The organism is Patescibacteria group bacterium, from assembly GCA_034659915.1.
Taxonomy (GTDB): domain Bacteria; phylum Patescibacteriota; class WWE3; order JAUXAW01; family JAYEID01; genus JAYEID01.
The window spans coordinates 18,759-35,878 of the sequence record JAYEID010000004.1 but is presented as its reverse complement, the minus strand read 5'-3'; the positions used below and the strand labels follow the sequence as shown (position 1 = coordinate 35,878).

General features: G+C 42.8%; 13 protein-coding genes. 9 read left to right on the top strand and 4 right to left on the bottom strand.

Annotation, left to right across the window (positions count from 1 at the left end; all coding sequences use genetic code 11):
- Window positions 1-69: 69 nt before the first annotated feature.
- The 5 genes from U9M98_00630 to U9M98_00610 all read left to right on the top strand — a co-directional run bounded on the left by U9M98_00630 (window position 70) and on the right by U9M98_00610 (window position 4,866).
- Complete coding sequence (locus tag U9M98_00630; protein ID MEA2020223.1) at window positions 70-651, top strand: pilin; 582 nt, start codon at window positions 70-72, stop codon at window positions 649-651.
- 29 nt (window positions 652-680) lie between these two features.
- Entirely contained in the window at window positions 681-1,043 is a 363-nt protein-coding gene (locus U9M98_00625) for a hypothetical protein (GenBank protein MEA2020222.1), read from the top strand.
- A gap of 143 nt (window positions 1,044-1,186) precedes the next feature.
- Complete coding sequence (locus U9M98_00620; protein MEA2020221.1) at window positions 1,187-1,558, top strand: hypothetical protein; 372 nt, start codon at window positions 1,187-1,189, stop codon at window positions 1,556-1,558.
- 54 nt (window positions 1,559-1,612) lie between these two features.
- Window positions 1,613-2,014, top strand: a complete 402-nt coding sequence (locus tag U9M98_00615) for a pilin (GenBank protein MEA2020220.1) — start codon at window positions 1,613-1,615, stop codon at window positions 2,012-2,014.
- Window positions 2,015-2,172: 158 nt separating this feature from the next.
- On the top strand, window positions 2,173-4,866 hold the full coding sequence (locus U9M98_00610; protein MEA2020219.1) for a hypothetical protein: 2,694 nt from the start codon (window positions 2,173-2,175) through the stop codon (window positions 4,864-4,866).
- Window positions 4,867-4,868: 2 nt separating this feature from the next.
- Here the strand turns inward: U9M98_00610 and U9M98_00605 are convergent, their stop codons facing one another.
- Both U9M98_00605 and U9M98_00600 read right to left on the bottom strand, forming a co-directional pair.
- Window positions 4,869-5,504, bottom strand: a complete 636-nt coding sequence (locus U9M98_00605; GenBank protein MEA2020218.1) for an Ig-like domain-containing protein — start codon at window positions 5,502-5,504, stop codon at window positions 4,869-4,871.
- Between the two features lie 19 nt (window positions 5,505-5,523).
- On the bottom strand, window positions 5,524-9,090 hold the full coding sequence (locus tag U9M98_00600; protein MEA2020217.1) for a CHAP domain-containing protein: 3,567 nt from the start codon (window positions 9,088-9,090) through the stop codon (window positions 5,524-5,526).
- 96 nt (window positions 9,091-9,186) lie between these two features.
- Here U9M98_00600 and U9M98_00595 point away from each other — a divergent pair, with 96 nt between their 5' ends.
- Window positions 9,187-10,500 carry a hypothetical protein gene (locus U9M98_00595; protein ID MEA2020216.1) on the top strand — a complete coding sequence of 438 codons (1,314 nt, stop codon included), beginning with the start codon at window positions 9,187-9,189 and terminating at the stop codon, window positions 10,498-10,500.
- A 157-nt stretch (window positions 10,501-10,657) separates the two neighbouring features.
- On the opposite strand, the gene U9M98_00590 is transcribed toward U9M98_00595, so the two are convergent.
- Window positions 10,658-12,508: a hypothetical protein gene (locus U9M98_00590; GenBank protein ID MEA2020215.1), complete on the bottom strand. Its 1,851-nt coding sequence runs from the start codon at window positions 12,506-12,508 to the stop codon at window positions 10,658-10,660.
- Entirely contained in the window at window positions 12,505-12,882 is a 378-nt protein-coding gene (locus U9M98_00585) for a hypothetical protein (protein MEA2020214.1), read from the bottom strand. Before U9M98_00585 ends, U9M98_00590 begins: the two co-directional genes overlap by 4 nt.
- 319 nt (window positions 12,883-13,201) lie before the next feature.
- Here U9M98_00585 and U9M98_00580 point away from each other — a divergent pair, with 319 nt between their 5' ends.
- From U9M98_00580 to U9M98_00570, 3 genes are read left to right on the top strand one after another with little or no spacing between them, the layout of a single operon-like run.
- The gene (locus tag U9M98_00580) at window positions 13,202-14,626 is read left to right on the top strand and encodes a PrgI family protein (GenBank protein MEA2020213.1); all 1,425 of its coding nucleotides are present in this window, start codon (window positions 13,202-13,204) and stop codon (window positions 14,624-14,626) included.
- Window positions 14,627-14,672: 46 nt separating this feature from the next.
- On the top strand, window positions 14,673-15,284 hold the full coding sequence (locus U9M98_00575; protein ID MEA2020212.1) for a hypothetical protein: 612 nt from the start codon (window positions 14,673-14,675) through the stop codon (window positions 15,282-15,284).
- A 3-nt stretch (window positions 15,285-15,287) separates the two neighbouring features.
- Window positions 15,288-17,093, top strand: a complete 1,806-nt coding sequence (locus tag U9M98_00570) for an ATP-binding protein (GenBank protein MEA2020211.1) — start codon at window positions 15,288-15,290, stop codon at window positions 17,091-17,093.
- Window positions 17,094-17,120: the final 27 nt, after the last annotated feature.

The window sequence follows — 17,120 nt, the reverse complement described above, 5'->3', positions numbered from 1 at the left end:
AGAGATTAGAGATTAGAGATTAGAGATTAGAGATTAGAGATTAGTAACTAGCAACTATAAAAGAAAATTATGAAAAAGGTACTTTTAGCATTAACAATTCTTATAAGTGCTAGCCTCTTGTTCACTGAGGATAGTTATGCCTACACTTGGAAACCAAGTTGTGACAGTAACGAATGTGTTGGAAGGCAAAGAGACAGCGATGATTGGTATGCGTGTCACACTGAAGGTGAGTGCGGTGCCCTCACTCTTGGAGAACCAGAAAACTACTACTGTCAAGGTAGTGCTGGCTGGAGATACGACCCCGATGCTTGCGGAATTGGTGGGGGTGGCGGAGGAACAGGATCCGGAAGTGGTGCTATCCATAACCCCATGGTTTCTGTAGAAGGAATAACTGCCCTTTCCAATTACATTGGCACTTTCTGGCAACTTGCCTACATTGCTACTGGCATAATAGTCTTATTTTATCTAATTTACGGCGCAGTAAGGTTTATCACTGCCGCCGGTAACGAAGAACGAGTAGAACAAGCTCAAAAAACAATGACCAATGCCTTTATTGGTTTGATAATTTTAGCTGCAAGTTTTCCAATTATAAAAATTATTGAGGTTGTTTTTGGAATAAATATTTTACAAATTCAGTGGCCAACTGTTTAATTCCCAACTATCACTAACATAACCAAGGCATGACTTTAGAAAACTTAAACTCCAAAATTACAAAACAAGCACACGCTGCTATATCAGGAGGTAACATTGAAGAACACCTAGATGGCGGTTGGCCTTTTCGCAACATAGGACAACTAATGAATACAGCACTGTCAACCGTTATCATTGTTTCAGGATTAGTGTTGCTTATTTACCTTATCTATGGGGGATTCTTGTATATGACAGGACAAGGGAATGAAGAAAGGATAGAAAAAGCACAAAGAGTAATCTCAAACGCGTTTATTGGATTAATTATAATTATTTCTACTTTTGCAATCATTACCGTAATTGAGCAGGTTTTTGGAGTAAGCATTGTAAGCGGAATCACATTGCCACGTCCATAACAAACAACAAATACAGTAAGCTGCAGTTTGCTGTACAATGCTTTCCAAGATATGCTAATCTTTTTTAGCTGAAATCCTTATTTATCAATTTATTAGCTAGCAGACCTTAACTAACTACTCTGAAAGGAGGTGAATAGAGAAAAATGATTCTCAAAGAACTTAACACTCTTTTTACAAAAGTAGTGTATGCCCAAGACATAAGTCCTCTTAGAGAAGAGGAAGTAGCACCTTACACCAATTTGGGGCAAATCCTAAGTACTGCTATTCAAATTGCTCTGGTTGGTGCTGGAATTGTTGTTCTTTTAATGGTTATTTGGGGCGGTATTCAATACATGACATCAGGTGGAGACAAGGAAGCAGCCCAAACAGCCCAAAAACGAATTACAGCAGCTCTTGTAGGCCTAGTAATTGTAGTATCAGCCTACGCTATCGCAGTTATAGTTGAACAAGTATTTGGAATTCAAATTGTTTCTGGAATTAACCTTCCAACAGCAGAGCATCAAATTGGAAAATAAAACCAATCTGCCCACGAAACCAATTAATAGCGGAAAAGTGGGGCGGCTATTTTTATGTTAAGCATAGTAAAAATACAATTAAAAAGATTGGTTAGCGCTGCGGTATGGGCGCCTAATGGGCTCCCCGACGGTCCAGAACGTCCTGGGGGTTGGGATGACCCTTCAGGCTACGCGCAGCTTAAAGATTTGGAATGGGTGTTCCATCGAATTATAAGTACCCTCTTCTACGCCGGGGGGATTGTCGCTTTTGTCTATCTTCTAATTGGCGGTTTCAAATATTTGACCTCTAGCGGCGATGAAGAAGCAGTAGAAACTGCAAAAAATACCATTACCTACGCTATTCTAGGCTTGCTTGTAATTGTACTCAGTTGGCTTATCCTTGATTTACTAGGCAAAATTATTAGTCAGGGTGGTAAACCTATCGACCTTCTTCAATTTGAACTTCCCAAGCCATAATGAAACTTCTCCTTGTTTCAACCACTTTTTGCTATACTAAGCATTAGATATTTATGAACCGTATTATTATTATTATTGCCTTGGCCACAATTGGACTTCTTTTACTCTTCCCCAAGCAGGTAAGGGCCCAATGCTTATATGACACTGTGTATGCCTGCATGAACAGGAATGTCGCTACCCAACCTTGCCACTATGACTTTGAACGCGGTATTTACGCATCCTCCACACCAGCTGTTGATTCTCAGTGCCGAGATGGAGAGGGTTGCCTTGGCGACGCCCAATGTAGCCTTGTGCAATACTGGTCAACCGAGTGCGGTGGCTGCACTTGTCAAGCAGTAGGTGGTATATGTGTACCCTCTGCTAGCTGCCCCTCTTCCCTATCATTAGCAGGACCCCCCAAAGATCCTGAAACCTCTCAAACCTGGTCAGATTGTGATTCAAATCAAGGATATGTGTGTTGTGATTTAAACGATATTGAAAACTGCGCTGACCTAAACCTTGAGAATGCTGTTTGTCTAAATCCTAGCCAGTGCCAAAGCAGCAATGGGGAGCCAATTGCACCCGCAAAAAGTTGGACAGATTGCGCGTCTTACGCGGGAGATGTTTGTTGTTTACTACCCGAAACGGGAACCGATACACAGCCACAACAACCTACAGGAGGATCCTGTGCTGCATCAGGAGGTTTTTGCGCACCAATTAGCGAGTGCTCGCAGCAGCTTTCTCGCCCAGATAATGGTTGGCAAGAAGAAGATTGTAAGTTAGAAAATAGTGGAACATGCTGTTCGGTAGAACAATACCTAACTCCAGGATGTGAGTACGCGGGCGATTGCCACCGCGATTACATAGGATGCTACAGGGGTGAGTTAAAAAGAACTAAAGAGTGGTCACGAACCTTCACTACTAGAGAGGAGGCTGAACTATGGCTCGAAAACTTCAATGTAACAACCACCTATAGCTACGACGGGACAATGACTTTGGAAGATTTGACCTTTCCCATTGATGGTGAATTAGAAAGACTTGTCGGATACTTTCCTTACGGAGACCCGGACGGAGATGGTCCTGCCCCAGACGTAATTAACGGGCCACAAGATTTAAAAAAACACGATTTTGTCGAAGGTCCCCTTTTTCGCCTAGCACCTCCAGAAAATGCTGCAGAAATTGCTAACTGGCTGCCAGCAATGTTTAAAAACTACAAACACTACGCAGTTAGGCTAAAATATTGTGGAAACAACCGAACCCCAGAAGATGATGACACTAACGACCAGGGTAACCCTGAGATCCATGGTGGCGTTCGCGGTCCATGGGGACTTCTCCAATCCATGCACAATGATGTTCTAGACGCTGGACTTTGGACCTGGATTGCAAGAAAACCAGGACAATCAGCAGCAGAAGCCATAAACGAAACCAAAGCCCTTACCGCAACCAAATTAGATACAAACAATAAGGCAGAAATAGCTCCACAAGTTACTTATCCACTAGCTACCGCAGCCTCCCTGGAAGAGGGAAACCACTACGCACTCCTAACTCAAGCAAATACATATAGTGATATTGGAAACGTATTAGGAAAAATAACATGCCCAGAGGTACAAAGCTGTCCGCGGGACGGCAGAAGTGCTCCCCAATATGATGAGGATTGTGTCCGGTACGGAGGAAATGTAGAGGTACGCAGCCAATTCACAAATATAACTGTAACCAAAGAAAACTCAGATACTAGAATAGACACCAATATTGATGGTCCTGTTGTTACACACACTGCTCACCTTAGTCACACTGAAAGCATTGAAATGAATACGGAAGTAAGAGAGTGCCACCTCGCAGAATATTGGCCGTTGAAACTAAACTTTTTTCTCAGCTTAATTCCTCCACAAATCACCTCCGGCTCAGGCCCACAAAATTTAACCACATCTCCTGAAAACCTCTGGGGCAGGTTAGAACTAGATCACTCTGACCCCAATGTTCAAGTAGATGTTGGCAATGAAAATATAGGTAAAGAAGTAGAATACATGCACCTTGCTGGCTGGGCAAAAACTGCCGAAGAGCTAGTAATGGGCAAAGATACTCGCGTCCTGGGTACCAGTACCTCAAAAACACAAAACACCGGAAGTAGTACAGGAGAAGTTTTAAGTAGCAGTACACCTATGCAAACAGGTCTTGGTTACGCAATACCTCCAAGCTGGGGAGGAGTTTACTTACCAATTATACTGAAAGGCTACGAGGATTACTTAGAAGAATCCGTGCCACCTGGAAGTTATGCGGAGGGCCCTGACAGCATCCCCAACCCAGAAGCGTTGGCTGCCCAGGTCGAAGACTGGGCAGACTCTTTATGGGGAGAAGGTGCAGGAGACCGCTTTATTTACCTAGCACTAACACAAGGAGAAACAGGTATGGGTGCAAACTGCGGAACTTGCATTGCCTGGGAAGAGTACCGCAAACATCCTGCCCTAGACACTGATAGTCAGCGCAGTGCACTGAGAACTCTAAACGAATTTTGGAAAAAGCACGACATTCGAAGCAATCCCGAATCTTTTGCTTCCCAATACATACCCGACTCCTACAGCGTACAGGGAATTAAAGGAAGCTGTGGAGGTGGGGCTTTGGGACTTTCCCAACTCTTGGCAGGAACAGCTGTTCTCCATCTAAACAAGCACGGACTTGGAGAGCCTTTTGATCTTTGGGAACCAGAAACAGCAATGAAAGTAATGGCGGCAGAATTGCACAGACTAGGATGGCATAGAGATTTAACTTGGACACAGAAATTAAATGTTTTAAGGAAGTGGAACAACAAAGACTGGTGGCTACAGCAAGTTCTCCAAACTGCAAAACAGTACATGAACTATCGCAGCAGTCACTAACTCTATTCAATCCATTCAATAGTAATATCTTCCGAATTAATATTGTGCTCTGCAAACCATTGCAAAACCTTCTGTCGCGCAAATTCCTTATCTTCTGCATACAAATAAATTCGGGCTGCTTTTTTCCCAGTTCGCACAATTTTATAATCTTGAGTTAAAACAGGAGTAATTCTTAAAAGAGGGTTCTCCTCATAATAACGTTGCTCAGCCTCACTAAACTCAGGGTCACCCCTACCCTCAACCTCGCTTTCTGGAATGGTTGCTTCCTTTGTCTTAAATTGCCAAGAATACTTATAAATATTAGGACCACTTACAGTTACAATATAAGTAGTCTCCGGGTTTAACTCTTCTTGGAAGTTTATAATTATACTTTTCCTTTCTAGAGGCGACTCCAATTCAAAAGGAACAAAAGGATCCACAGAAACAACCACCTCTTCACTTGTAACCTCGCGATCAAACACCACTCGTGCAGTAACTTCCAAGGGAACGTCCTCTGCTCCAGGAACAGGAGAAACTGAAACAATATCTGCAGGAGGAATCTCCGTCGCTTGTCTTAAAACAAAGAGTAACAAAGCAAGAATTGCAATCAAGCCTATCACCAAGAAAATATTTTTATTTTTTACCAAAAAGTTTTTCATTAAATCTAATTCTAAACTCTTATTTTAACACCCGAATAAACCCTGGTATTTCGTACCCAGAAGATGCTTCAATCTTACCATCAACAATAGCTTTAGTTCCTATTCTTGTGGAAGTATTTGCATGTGCATATCTAACGCTACTATCCGTTTCTTCAACAATAACACCAATATGACCATCCCCAGTGGGACCACCACTAAACACAAGTATGTCCCCTTCTTGGGGTTGCGCAGAACCATTCGGGTACACTAAAAATCCATCTTGACCTTGATAGGATGTATACCACGTATGTGCATCGCCTGCATGAGGCACATTCACATCCGAACAATGCATTGCTGCAACCACAAAATTGACGCAAGTTATAAACCCGTGATTAGAAATACTAGCATCAAACTGGCTTTTTGCTCTAGAACATGTATTGAAGTAGTCACATTCTGAATAATACTGGTTATAAACAACCTCATCTGCAGAAGTAGAACCGTCGCGTAAGCAGTCCGATAAGCTCTGAGCAGTAGCTGCCAAGGCTTCAGATCCTTCTGCGTTTAAATAAAGCGGCACGGGGCCAACTGTTTCCTCCATGCCCTCCACAGTACCTTCTACAGTCTCAACTGTATTTTTGATTGCACCTGCAAACTCTTTCTTGTAGTACTCATCAACCGCGACCTTATAAGAAACAGTAAAAGTGTCTCCTGGATCTAACCTTCCTATATCCCAAAAGAATGCTTTGGTACATCCCGGAGTTTGTACAACATTTACGTTATCCGGTTCTGGTCCCCCCACAATCTCAATTCCACCCTCTTTGGGACAAGGCCTCATACTCGGACACTCATCTTCCGGGTAACAGGGGTTCAGATAACGTACCATAGGGAGATTGAGTGGTGATTCATAAAAAACTTGAGTATCCCTAAGTTTTATATCTTCTACAATCTTTTCCCTTGCAGACAGTTCTACTGTATAAATAATTTCATCCCCAGCTTCTGGTTCATCTGGTTCTGCCCTCTTTGTTAGCATTAAATACCTACTTTGAACAACACCGGGCTGCCATGCCTTGTACTGATCGTAACTAACTACTGCAGCTATCGTAACTCCCACAACAGTCAACACAAGAATTGCAATAAACGCAACAGATGCAAGCGTCGCAGAAGCCAAAATCCCTCCAAGCCCTGCCCACACACCAGAGAAAAAGCTAGCAAATGCTGCTCCTATCTTTACTACAACAGCTTCTATTATCCCTCTAGCAAAAAGAGTCTTAATTCCCCATAAAGTGCCATAAACAGCCCCTGCACCAAGCAAACCTCCTCCCAAACTCATTAAAAGTACGCCCCAAGGCGGTAGCCCCATCCGCATCCCCAACTTCGCACCTTGCCAAGCACCAAAGCCAAAGCCTCCTATATATAAACCGATAGGACCAGTTATACCTAATTTGGAAGCTATAGTACTAAACAGAGCTGAAAGAGCTTTATGAATACCATACGCAGCACCAGAAAAAACTAAAAACCCAATTCCTGCTGTTATAAGTGAAGCCCAATGCGGTAGCCCTAGAGCTCTTCCGCTCACATAACCAACGCCAGCTCCCACCAAGCCTGCTTGCCAGTGTTTAAGAAAGGCTAGATGAGCTAAAATAGGGTGGGCTGCAACCAATTGGGGCCAAACAATGTTAGAAGTAACCCTGGAAAGAACAACCGCTCCATACTCAATACCAAAACCACCAACAAACCCAAAAGCAGCCCCAATACGCGGGTAACCAAAAGTAGATCCAACAATATATCCCACGCCGCTACCTAAAGTTGGGCCCACTACAGGAATGTGAAAGAGAGAAAAAACTTTGGAAGTTGCAGTTGCCTGACCAGAAGCTGTAACAGAATAGACGGGAAGATGAAATGATTTTAAAAAACCTGCAACCGCACCACTAATACCGGGCTGACCAGCTAACGCCATAAAATGAGAGTGGGTTGCTAAATAACTTAACGCTTTTCCAGCCAAACCAACACCGCCAAATGCCAAAGCGCCATAAGGACTTCCCGTCATCAAGTAACCAGCCAAGCCGTAGCCTAAACCCCCCTTAACACCCGCAACTGCGGCTTGTCCCCAATATTTTCCGTGACGAATAAACCGCAACAAATTTCCAGCAAACCCCCCGCCCGTTTCAATCGCGTACCATTTTCGGACAAGTGCTGCTTGCAGCGTTGGCAAGCCTAACGCTCTTGAAGCTGCAACAGCCAGTGGGCGTGCTAATACCCACACTGCTTTTGCTGCACCCTTAGCTAACCACCAGAAGGCGCTGCTATCATCATCGCTACCGTCTTTCCTTTTACGCCGAAGGTGGGGACTTAAAACTTTCTTGGCACTTTGCAAAAATACTGCGCCTTTTTTTCTATTTGCCGCTCTATCAATAGCATCTGCCCAACTATGTCGCCTTTTCTTCCACCAACCAGCAACAAAAGCAAAAGGTGTAAAATACGTTTTTTCTCTCCGACCTTCAGAATCGTGCTTCCAGGAAAAAAGTGAGTACCGATGCCCATGTTCATCAACAAAGATGGGGATTGTCAAAAGATGGTTTCGTACAGCTTTCCATGCCAAATCCTCCATCTTTTTCCGAATATAATCTGACCTTTTGCTTTTTTCTAACTCTTTTAACCACGCGGGTTTCTCAATCTTTAGCTTCTTATAAAAAAGCCGCTCGAGAGGGGGTGCAACAACGTGGAGAGCTGTTCTGAAAAGCTTCCCCTTCCAAACTCTTGCTAACCAATACTTGGCAGCTTCTGATTCATCAATACCGTAATAAGACAAATCAAATTCTAGTTCTGCTTCTTCTACATCTTTTATCTCTCGAACCAAGTCCCTATGTGCGTGCTTTAGCCGCTCATCAATCTCGTCTTCTGCTGGTACAGGATAGTAAGACTTTTTCTCCCGCCGCAAAGTACCCACCTCCGAAACTTCTAACCGCACCCCAGTCTCTTCTGACTCCTCTAAGGACACTTCGTGAACAGGAGCATCCCTTAAAGCTTCCGCTGCACCATCCTCCATGGTATCAATTAAACTACGCTGAAATTGCAGCTTTTCAGGAGAATGATCTTCGGGAAAAATATCTTCAAAGTCCTCGCGAAGTGCTTTACCAAGAGGTTTGCGAAACTGAGGATCGCTGAAAACCTCAGAAATTTTCTGAGTGGCACGAGCACGCGCAATTTTTAGGCTTTCATCAGATGACTTGCCTTGGGCTGTAGCTGCTAAATACCCAGATACAAATTCTCCAGAAACCCGGTTAGCTAACTTCTTGGCTGCCCTTTTAGATTGACTGCTTAGCCTTTCAGCGCCAAATCCAAACGGCAGAGAAGTTCGCGCAGAAAGGTGGGCAAATATCTGCCTCCTTAACCTTACAGTCAAAACATCCCTAGCTAATTCACGTATGGCTGAGTTTGCTAACTGTTCCCGTACTCCGGGTGAAGGCAACCCAGAAAAAACACCTGCATCCGTGATAACACCAGTACTTTTTAACTGGTCAAAAACTTTTTTCCGACCCTTCTCAAAACGAAAGAGATTATTACCATCATCAGAAACAAAAACTATTGGAGATGCATTACTTGCCATGTGCTAATAGTAGCACAACAAACCCCGCAAACCACAAGATTTCATAGTTTCTAAAGCATTGACTAAAAAATTGCCGTATGATTAAATCAAGGCAGAATGAAACCAAAGCTTCTTCTTATCCTTGGAACAATAATTTTTCTTCCTGTTGCCCTTTTATCTTCCCCTAAAAATACCGAAGCAGCCTATCCATGGGAACCTAGTTATAACATGGGCCAGACGTTTACCCAGGAACTCAATGCGGGGCCAAACCTCGTAAATTGGATGGGACACCTGGTAGTATACGGAATTCAATTCGGAGATACTCTAGTTAACGGCACTTCCCAACAAGCTATGGGAGAAGAATCTACTCAATTCGCAGGATTGTTAGGATACAGCACAGTAGCCGTAGGCGCCACATATAATGCACAAACACCCTTTGCAACAACAACCTACCTCGCGTCTCTAAACCCTGTAAAAACTGCTTTTGCTGCTCCCTCTACGGGAACAGCACATCTCCAATTTATTCTGTCAATTTGGAAGGTTTGTCGCAATATCTCATATTTTCTAATAACTATAGCTCTTGTCATTGTTGGATTCTTAATTATGTTTAGAAGAAGGCTAGATCCAATAACGGAAATTACATTAGTAGCTGCCTTACCAAAAATAATAGTTGCTCTCTTGCTTATTACATTTAGTTTTGCTATTGGGGGATTTATGTTTGACCTAGCAGCCCTCAGCAAGAGAGTAATGGGAAATACTCTGGCCTCTCTCGAGATGTATGAAAACCCAGCTGACGTTAAGTTTCCCCAAGAATTTGCTTTCTATGATATTTTTAACAACTTTGGAATGGGCGCTTTTAAAGATGCTTTCAAAGGTAACCTGGAGGGCAATATAGAAATACCAACGGGAGTTACCCCTATCAGCTTAAACGTGGGTGGTCTCTTTGGTACAATCGTGGGTTTTGCCATCTTTTCAGTAATGATGAAATTGCTGATGTCGTTAATAAAGTACTTCGCACAGTGGTTTTTATTTACTGCGTTTGGTCCTTTTTTCATTGCAATCGGAGCACTACCTAATATGTCCGAAATAATCAGCTGGTGGCTTAAAAAACTCTTTGTATCTGTAATTGTATTTCCCGCTACTTATTTTGTCTTAAATTTAGCCTTTTACATAAAAAAAGTCCTAGCATTAAGTAGTGAAGCTGCACAAACATTACCCTCAGCACCCTTCCTAGGGGTACCTGATCCCAGTACCCCAGAACAAAGTAAATTACTAGGTTCCCTAATCGCTTGGGGGTTAGTTTTAGCATCCGCATCACTACCACAAGCAATTGAGAATGCGCTATCTGGTGACATAGAAGGCCGTACAGATGGGGTAGACTTAAGCAGAGCAGCTCAAAAGATTCCTATTATTGGGGGATTAATGAGTTAGCAAACCCACTTCTCTTTCCTTTAAATTTAAAAACTTTGTTCTTTCCTCTCAAAAAAAGGAGGGTTTACAACCATCTGCCGTGTACGCCAAGAAGCATACGCGGAATTCGTAATTGTAAACCCTCTGGTCCAAAGTGCACTCCTCACCAAACTAGAAACTAGAACGGAGAGAATGTATCGCCACCGTCAGGCACGGGCGTAGAGTTACCACCACCCAAGATCGGAAATTTTATACCTGTACTAAGTGCCCCACATAACAACTGTACCAGTAAGAAAACCCCTAAAAGGAGCAGGACAGTTGTTATAACCCGGGCGCGTTCTGAACGCCTCTTTCCTAAGCCGCGCCTAATGTAGATATTCGCCGCTACTCCTACTGCAACAGCAACAACTATTGCTAGAAGGAGGAACCCTCCAGTCACATTAAAGGTTATAACTCCAGCTATCAGCCCATACACAAGAGGAATGGTAGCTGGCAACTCAATACCGAGGAAGCGCTGATCCGACACGTCAAGGAAATCATGAATTCCCCGAGCTACAGCGTGAACCGGGGAACCCTTCAGCGCTTTTACTGCAGCCTTCAAAGCGGTTTCATTAATCGAACCGCTAATAAACTGCTTCCAGAAAACGTCCTCTGGATCGCCCTGCACAACATCTACAGGAGCGTCCCGATGGCGCTCTGCAAGCTCCTTAGCATACACAGGTTGACCAAGACGGTCAACAAGCGTATCGGCTACTTGATTCTTCAGCCGTACACGATCGTCTTCCGTGCTTAACCAGCCGTGACCTAAACGTTCCTCCAGGTCACTCCAGCGGGTAACCATACCTCGAAGGGCCTCCTCATGAACCATTCCCAGCTCACTCTGATCCGCTGCCTTCCACAGGCGCGCGAACCTTTCTCTTCGGGCGCTGTCATCCGGCATGCCGTTCGGAAGACGGTCCTCTAAGTGGTCCCAGAGCCCGTCATCCCATGCGCTTGCTACATCCTTCCGCATAAGATCGCCATGAACTGCCCTGAAATCAAAATCAGGAGCAGCTTTGAAGCTCTCCGCAGAAGGATCTTGATAGCGCGCAGCAGCAAGAAGCCGCTGCTCAGTCGACGTGTCTGCAATCGTCCGGAGATAATCCATGTACGTCTGCTTTATCTCCCAACAAGCCGCACCGGCGTCCTTATCCTCATCCATCACAGCTTCGAGAATTTGGAAGAAGATATCGTAAAAGAGGTTAAGGCCCGGCTCCCGCTTAATGCCAAGAATCCCCTCTGGAGGTGCCCAAGGCACTGGAACCCATACATCAGCTCCCTGCGTAATCCCATCAAAGAAGCTTTCCCTGTAAGGCTTTATGCCCCCCAAGGGGCAGATAGTAAGCAACGCTACAATATCCTTTACTTTGTAAGGATGCACAAACCCAAGGTCTTTGGGCAAACCATCCAAAAGAATGTCCCGCGTTGCTCTCCCCCAACGAATTGGAGCCTCATTAGAAACCCGCAACGTTGTTCTAGTGCCCCGTAGAGTGCAAAGGTTCATCCAAGCACTCTTAGGAATCCAAACAAAGTCGCGAAGGTTTCCGTCCTCGTCGATAAACAGTTCTTCGGCCGCACTTCCCAGACGCACTAATACTTCCCTAGGAAGTTTGGTTTCAATGAGTCTTATACGTTCATCCTCCGAAAGAGGTCGATGCACAGTCCCATCGTCCGCCTCTTCGTAAATCCAAAGGAAGACGCGAACACCCATCTCTCCTTCGAAAGGACCGTAAGGAATGCGCCTCCAACGCGCAAACGCATTAAGCGCTTGCATAAGAATCGCATCCTTATCAAAACGGTTGTCTTCCAACCGCTCGCGAAAGTTCTCTTCGGGGTCCCCCAAAGGAAACAAGGGCTGCTCTAGAGCCTCCCGGATCTCTCTCAAGTCCTCCCGAGTACTAAACAGCGCCTGCAAAACCTCTGTCGGCGAAGCCTCTGTTTCCAGCTCCAAGAGCTGGCGGAGAACTTCGACTATTCTGTCAGCCATCATCTACCTCCAAAAACTACATTAACCATATACTTAGCTATCCGAGTAAGTGGACAAAACATCGCCACTGACCCAGAAAGAACAATTCCCATGAGAAAAAATCCTACCAGGTTATACAAGACCCCCTTTTCCCTCTGCAACAAGACATACCAAAGTCCTGCTACAGATCCTGCACTCAACACTATAAGCAAAAACGACGCGAACAAAGCCTCGTTTGCTACTGGCGCACCCGAAACTACATAAGCAGCGGCGCTCAGTTCATCATTGAAAATGAGTAACGCCATTAGGAAGACTAAGAACGTAGCCCAGCCTTTCTTTCGAACCGCCCAGTTCCGCACCTTAGCATTTGCAAACCACAACATGATCTTCAAGCTCATACTACTAACCTCCTAATCTCTACTGTTCCTTTATAGCTATTAAAGTACGCTTCCACAAACCCCAACCAAGAAAAAGTGCGTCTTCCTATTAATATAAGGTTACTTCTACACTTCTCCTATTTTTCCAAGTCTTGTTACTACCAGTAAATCAATTTAGATTAACATAATTTTATAGGACTGTCAATATGTGGGTGCTCCTGTTTTTCTAACACGTCTTATCCCTTTTTCCACATCTGTGCGGCTATGCTATACTAAGCTAAGAAAAAACTGCCCGCCTCTTTTTGCTTGCGGGAACAATTTTCACTCAATTAAATCCAAAATGGAAAAGAAAAGTAGTGAACTCAAAAAGCAGCATCCTGTGCCTCAAAACATTATGGAAGTAGAGTTCAAGTTGGTAGGGGACATGACTTTAAGGCAATTTGGCTATGTAGCTGGGGGAGCAGTTCTGGGGTTTATTATTTATTCCCAGCCATTACCTAGCGTCATTCGCTGGCCAATAATACTTTTTATAGCTACTATTGCTTTGGGAATGGCATTTGTTCCCATGGAAGAACGAGGCTTAGACGAGTGGATAAGGAATTACTTTATTGCTAGCTACTCCCCCACTCGCAGAGCTTGGAAGAAAAGCAAATTTTCAAGTAAGTCTCGTGCAAAAGCCAATAAGAAGGAAGAAAAGTCCAAGCCAGAAAAAGAAGAGAAAGAAGAGGTAGAAAAGTTAGGAAAAGAACTTAGAGAAAAGATTCAAGAAGCAAAAGAGGAACAAGGCAAATCCAAGGAAGATCTAGAAAAAAAAGCAGGCGAGATTTCAAAAAATCTAGATCAAATTTTAAAAGCAATGGGAAAAAGAAGTAACGAAAATCTTTCGGAAAAAGAATTGCGCGAGGAAAACATGCTTCTCAAAAAAAGGCTTGCTACCATTGGTGAGGAATATAAACGCTTAAAAGAACTAGAAGGGGCAGAAGAAACACCTGCCAATCTAAAGCAAACTATAAAATATTACAAAGACCAACTAGAAACACTAGAAGAAAAGAACCGAGCTCTGCAAAAAGAGCTAAAAGAAAAAGAGCAAAAAAGAGGAAAGAAAGAACCAAAGGATATTGGAAAAGAAACCAAAGAACTAAAAAAGCATATTCAAAGTTTAGAAGAAAAGAACAAAAATTTAGAAGAAAAACTTGCAGCTCTAAACAAATCAGTTAAAGAATTTGAAGCCAAAGCAACAGAATTACAGAAGGAAAAAGAAACCTACCAGAAAAAGCTTGAGGAAAAAAGCAGCGAGCTACGAGAGTTAGAAGACCAAAGAAACCGGGCAGTAGGAAAAATGATGAAAATGAAAAAACAACTAGAAGGGCAGACAACAGAACCCCAAAAAGAGGAAAAAAAGGTTATTCCCAAAAAGGAAAAAGCAAAAATGTCTTCAAAAAAAGAAAAGGAGAAGAAACTTAAACAGAAAATAAAAGAAGAGCAAGACCTAGCACCAATTATCAACAATGTGCCTAACATTATAAACGGCATAGTTAAAGATAATACAGGCGATCTGGTTGAAGGACAAATGGTAATAATTGAAGACGAAGATGGAGACCCAGTAAGAGCTCTAAAAACAAACAAGCTAGGACAGTTTGCAGTTTCCACACCCTTGCCCAATGGTAAGTACACTGTTAAGGTGAGTAACGGGCATTACCAGCCCACAAAAGTAGTGGTGGGGGGTAGTGTCTTAGATCCTATTGTCTTTAAAGAAAATAAATAAGTTTCAACGCAAAAACTCCAATATGTAGCGCTGAACTCTTACAAACATGACTGAAATAAAAGCATCTACTCAAGAACATTTAGATATAGAAGAGATTACAAACAATCTGGTTGTTCTAAAAAATGGTAACGCTGTCGCAGTACTTCAAACTACTGCTGTTAACTTTGATCTTCTTTCAGAAAGAGAACAAGACTCTATAATTGAAGCCTACGGGGCGCTATTAAATTCTCTATCTTTCCCCCTCCAAATAATAGTACGATCAAAACGCCTAAACATCAACTCTTACATAAACAAACTAAGTAAGCTGCGAAATGGACAAAAAACCCCTGGTTTGAAAGAGCAAATGGACAACTACCTAGCCTTTATAAAAAACTTAACTCAAAAAAATGAGGTGTTAGACAAAAAATGCTACGTAAGTGTTCCGTTCCGAAACATTAAACTTACTGTAGAAACACCTATCCAAAAATTAATTCGCAAACTTCAGGGAAAGCCGGCAGAACCACAAATAGATGTAGACCGGATTATCCAAAAAGCAACACCTAAACTTGAACCGCGCATTGATCAATTAGAAAAGCAGTTTAACCGTATTGGCATAAAAGTACAACGCTTAAATACTGAGCAGCTTACAAAATTATTTTACGAGATGTACAACAGCTAGAAGATGGGTAAACCTAGATATAATTTAGACAAATTTGAACATCTATTAGAAAAAAGAGCTAATGTCAAAGACATTATTGCTCCCGAAACAATCGAGGTTGATTTTAATCATATTCAGATTGGGGACCGCTACTTCCGAACACTGTTTATCTCCGGCTATCCTCGCTTTGTAAGTGCTAACTGGCTTTCCCCAGTTATTAACTTTGATCATTCCCTTAACACTTCTTTTTTCTGTTACCCAGTATCTTCTTCTGGTATTCTGCGGGATCTAAAAAGAAAAATTGCGGAGCTAGAAGCTACTCTTAAAGCAGATGAAGAAAAAGGTCGGGTAGAAGATCCAACTGTGAAAGCTGCACTGGAAGACGCAAAATCTCTCCAGGAAAGCCTTACCAAAGGAATGGAGCGTTTCTTCCGCTTTGCCTTTTACATAACTATTCCAGCAAACTCTTTAAAAGAGTTGGACCGCGTAACAGAAGAGCTAATAAGTACCTTAGGCTCCCTGATGGTTGTGGCAAAGAAGACCAGTCTCCAAATGGAGCAAGGCTTCAAATCAACCATACCCAGCTGTGCTGACCACATTAAGATAACTCGAAACATGGATACCACATCGCTCTCCACTACATTCCCCTTTGTTTCATCCGAGCTTACTGCCAACGAGGGAATTCTCTACGGAGTAAACGAACACAACAAGAGCCTTGTCATATTTGATCGATTCTCACTAGAAAATTACAACAGTGTAGTTTTTGGGAAAGCTGGATCAGGTAAAAGCTTCATGGCTAAGTTAGAAGTTTTGCGCAGCTTAATGTTTGACACTGAAATAATAATTATTGACCCAGAGAAAGAATACCAGAGGCTGTGCGAAGCAGTTGGTGGAGAATTTATTTCTTTCTCAATGGATTCGCCAGCAAAAATAAACCCTTTCAATATTTCTCAACTTGCGGAAGAAGGCGAAAACCAACTTGGTGCCAAAATATTATCACTGCACCGGCTATTTAAAATAATTTTAGGAGATCTAAGCACCAGCGAAGAGGCTATTTTAGACAAAGCCTTAATGCGAACCTACAAATCCAGAGGAATAACACCAGACCCAAAAACACAAACAAAAGAACCTCCATTAATGGAAGATCTATACAAAATCTTGCTAGGAATGGAAGAAAAAGAAGCTCAATCTCTAGCAGAGCGCATGGAAAGATATATAAAAGGCAGCTTGGCTGGGATTTTTGACCGGCGCTCCAATGTAAGCTTAAAAAAGAAACTAACAGTGTTTTCCACCAAGAATCTAGAAGATAAGTTACGCCCCGTAGCCATGTATATCATCCTTGATTTTATCTGGAACAAAGTTAAAGATGATTTAAGAAAGAGGTTGTTGGTGGTTGACGAAGCTTGGTATCTAATGCAACACAAAGACTCTGCCGAATTTCTCTATTCCATAGCCAAGAGAGCGAGAAAATACTACCTTGGCTTAACCACTATTACACAAGATGTAGATGATTTCCTTAATTCCGAATTTGGCAAGGCTATTATCGACAACTCCTCTATCTCAGTCCTTATGAAGCAGCATCCCGCAGCCATTGATCTAGTAGGAGATGTCTTTTACCTCTCTGAAGGAGAAAAAAGAAGGTTACTATCTGCAGGAGTAGGCGAAGGTCTGTTCTTTGCAGGTCCAAACCATGTTGCTATAAATGTTGCAGCTTCTGAAGAAGAACACAAATTAATAACTACTAAACCAGAAGAAATTATGGAAATGAAAGAGGGAAAAGAAGAAAAGGATAGAAACAATCGCGAAGCAAAAGAGGATTCTCACAAATAAATCTTGGAAACGTCTGATCACCCCCAT

Coding starts and splice junctions, on each gene's coding strand:
- U9M98_00630 (MEA2020223.1), top strand. CDS start 70: ATGAAAAAGGTACTTTTAGCATTAACAATTCTTATAAGTGCTAGCCTC.
- U9M98_00625 (MEA2020222.1), top strand. CDS start 681: ATGACTTTAGAAAACTTAAACTCCAAAATTACAAAACAAGCACACGCT.
- U9M98_00620 (MEA2020221.1), top strand. CDS start 1,187: ATGATTCTCAAAGAACTTAACACTCTTTTTACAAAAGTAGTGTATGCC.
- U9M98_00615 (MEA2020220.1), top strand. CDS start 1,613: ATGTTAAGCATAGTAAAAATACAATTAAAAAGATTGGTTAGCGCTGCG.
- U9M98_00610 (MEA2020219.1), top strand. CDS start 2,173: ATGAACAGGAATGTCGCTACCCAACCTTGCCACTATGACTTTGAACGC.
- U9M98_00605 (MEA2020218.1), bottom strand. CDS start 5,504: ATGAAAAACTTTTTGGTAAAAAATAAAAATATTTTCTTGGTGATAGGC.
- U9M98_00600 (MEA2020217.1), bottom strand. CDS start 9,090: ATGGCAAGTAATGCATCTCCAATAGTTTTTGTTTCTGATGATGGTAAT.
- U9M98_00595 (MEA2020216.1), top strand. CDS start 9,187: ATGAAACCAAAGCTTCTTCTTATCCTTGGAACAATAATTTTTCTTCCT.
- U9M98_00590 (MEA2020215.1), bottom strand. CDS start 12,508: ATGATGGCTGACAGAATAGTCGAAGTTCTCCGCCAGCTCTTGGAGCTG.
- U9M98_00585 (MEA2020214.1), bottom strand. CDS start 12,882: ATGAGCTTGAAGATCATGTTGTGGTTTGCAAATGCTAAGGTGCGGAAC.
- U9M98_00580 (MEA2020213.1), top strand. CDS start 13,202: ATGGAAAAGAAAAGTAGTGAACTCAAAAAGCAGCATCCTGTGCCTCAA.
- U9M98_00575 (MEA2020212.1), top strand. CDS start 14,673: ATGACTGAAATAAAAGCATCTACTCAAGAACATTTAGATATAGAAGAG.
- U9M98_00570 (MEA2020211.1), top strand. CDS start 15,288: ATGGGTAAACCTAGATATAATTTAGACAAATTTGAACATCTATTAGAA.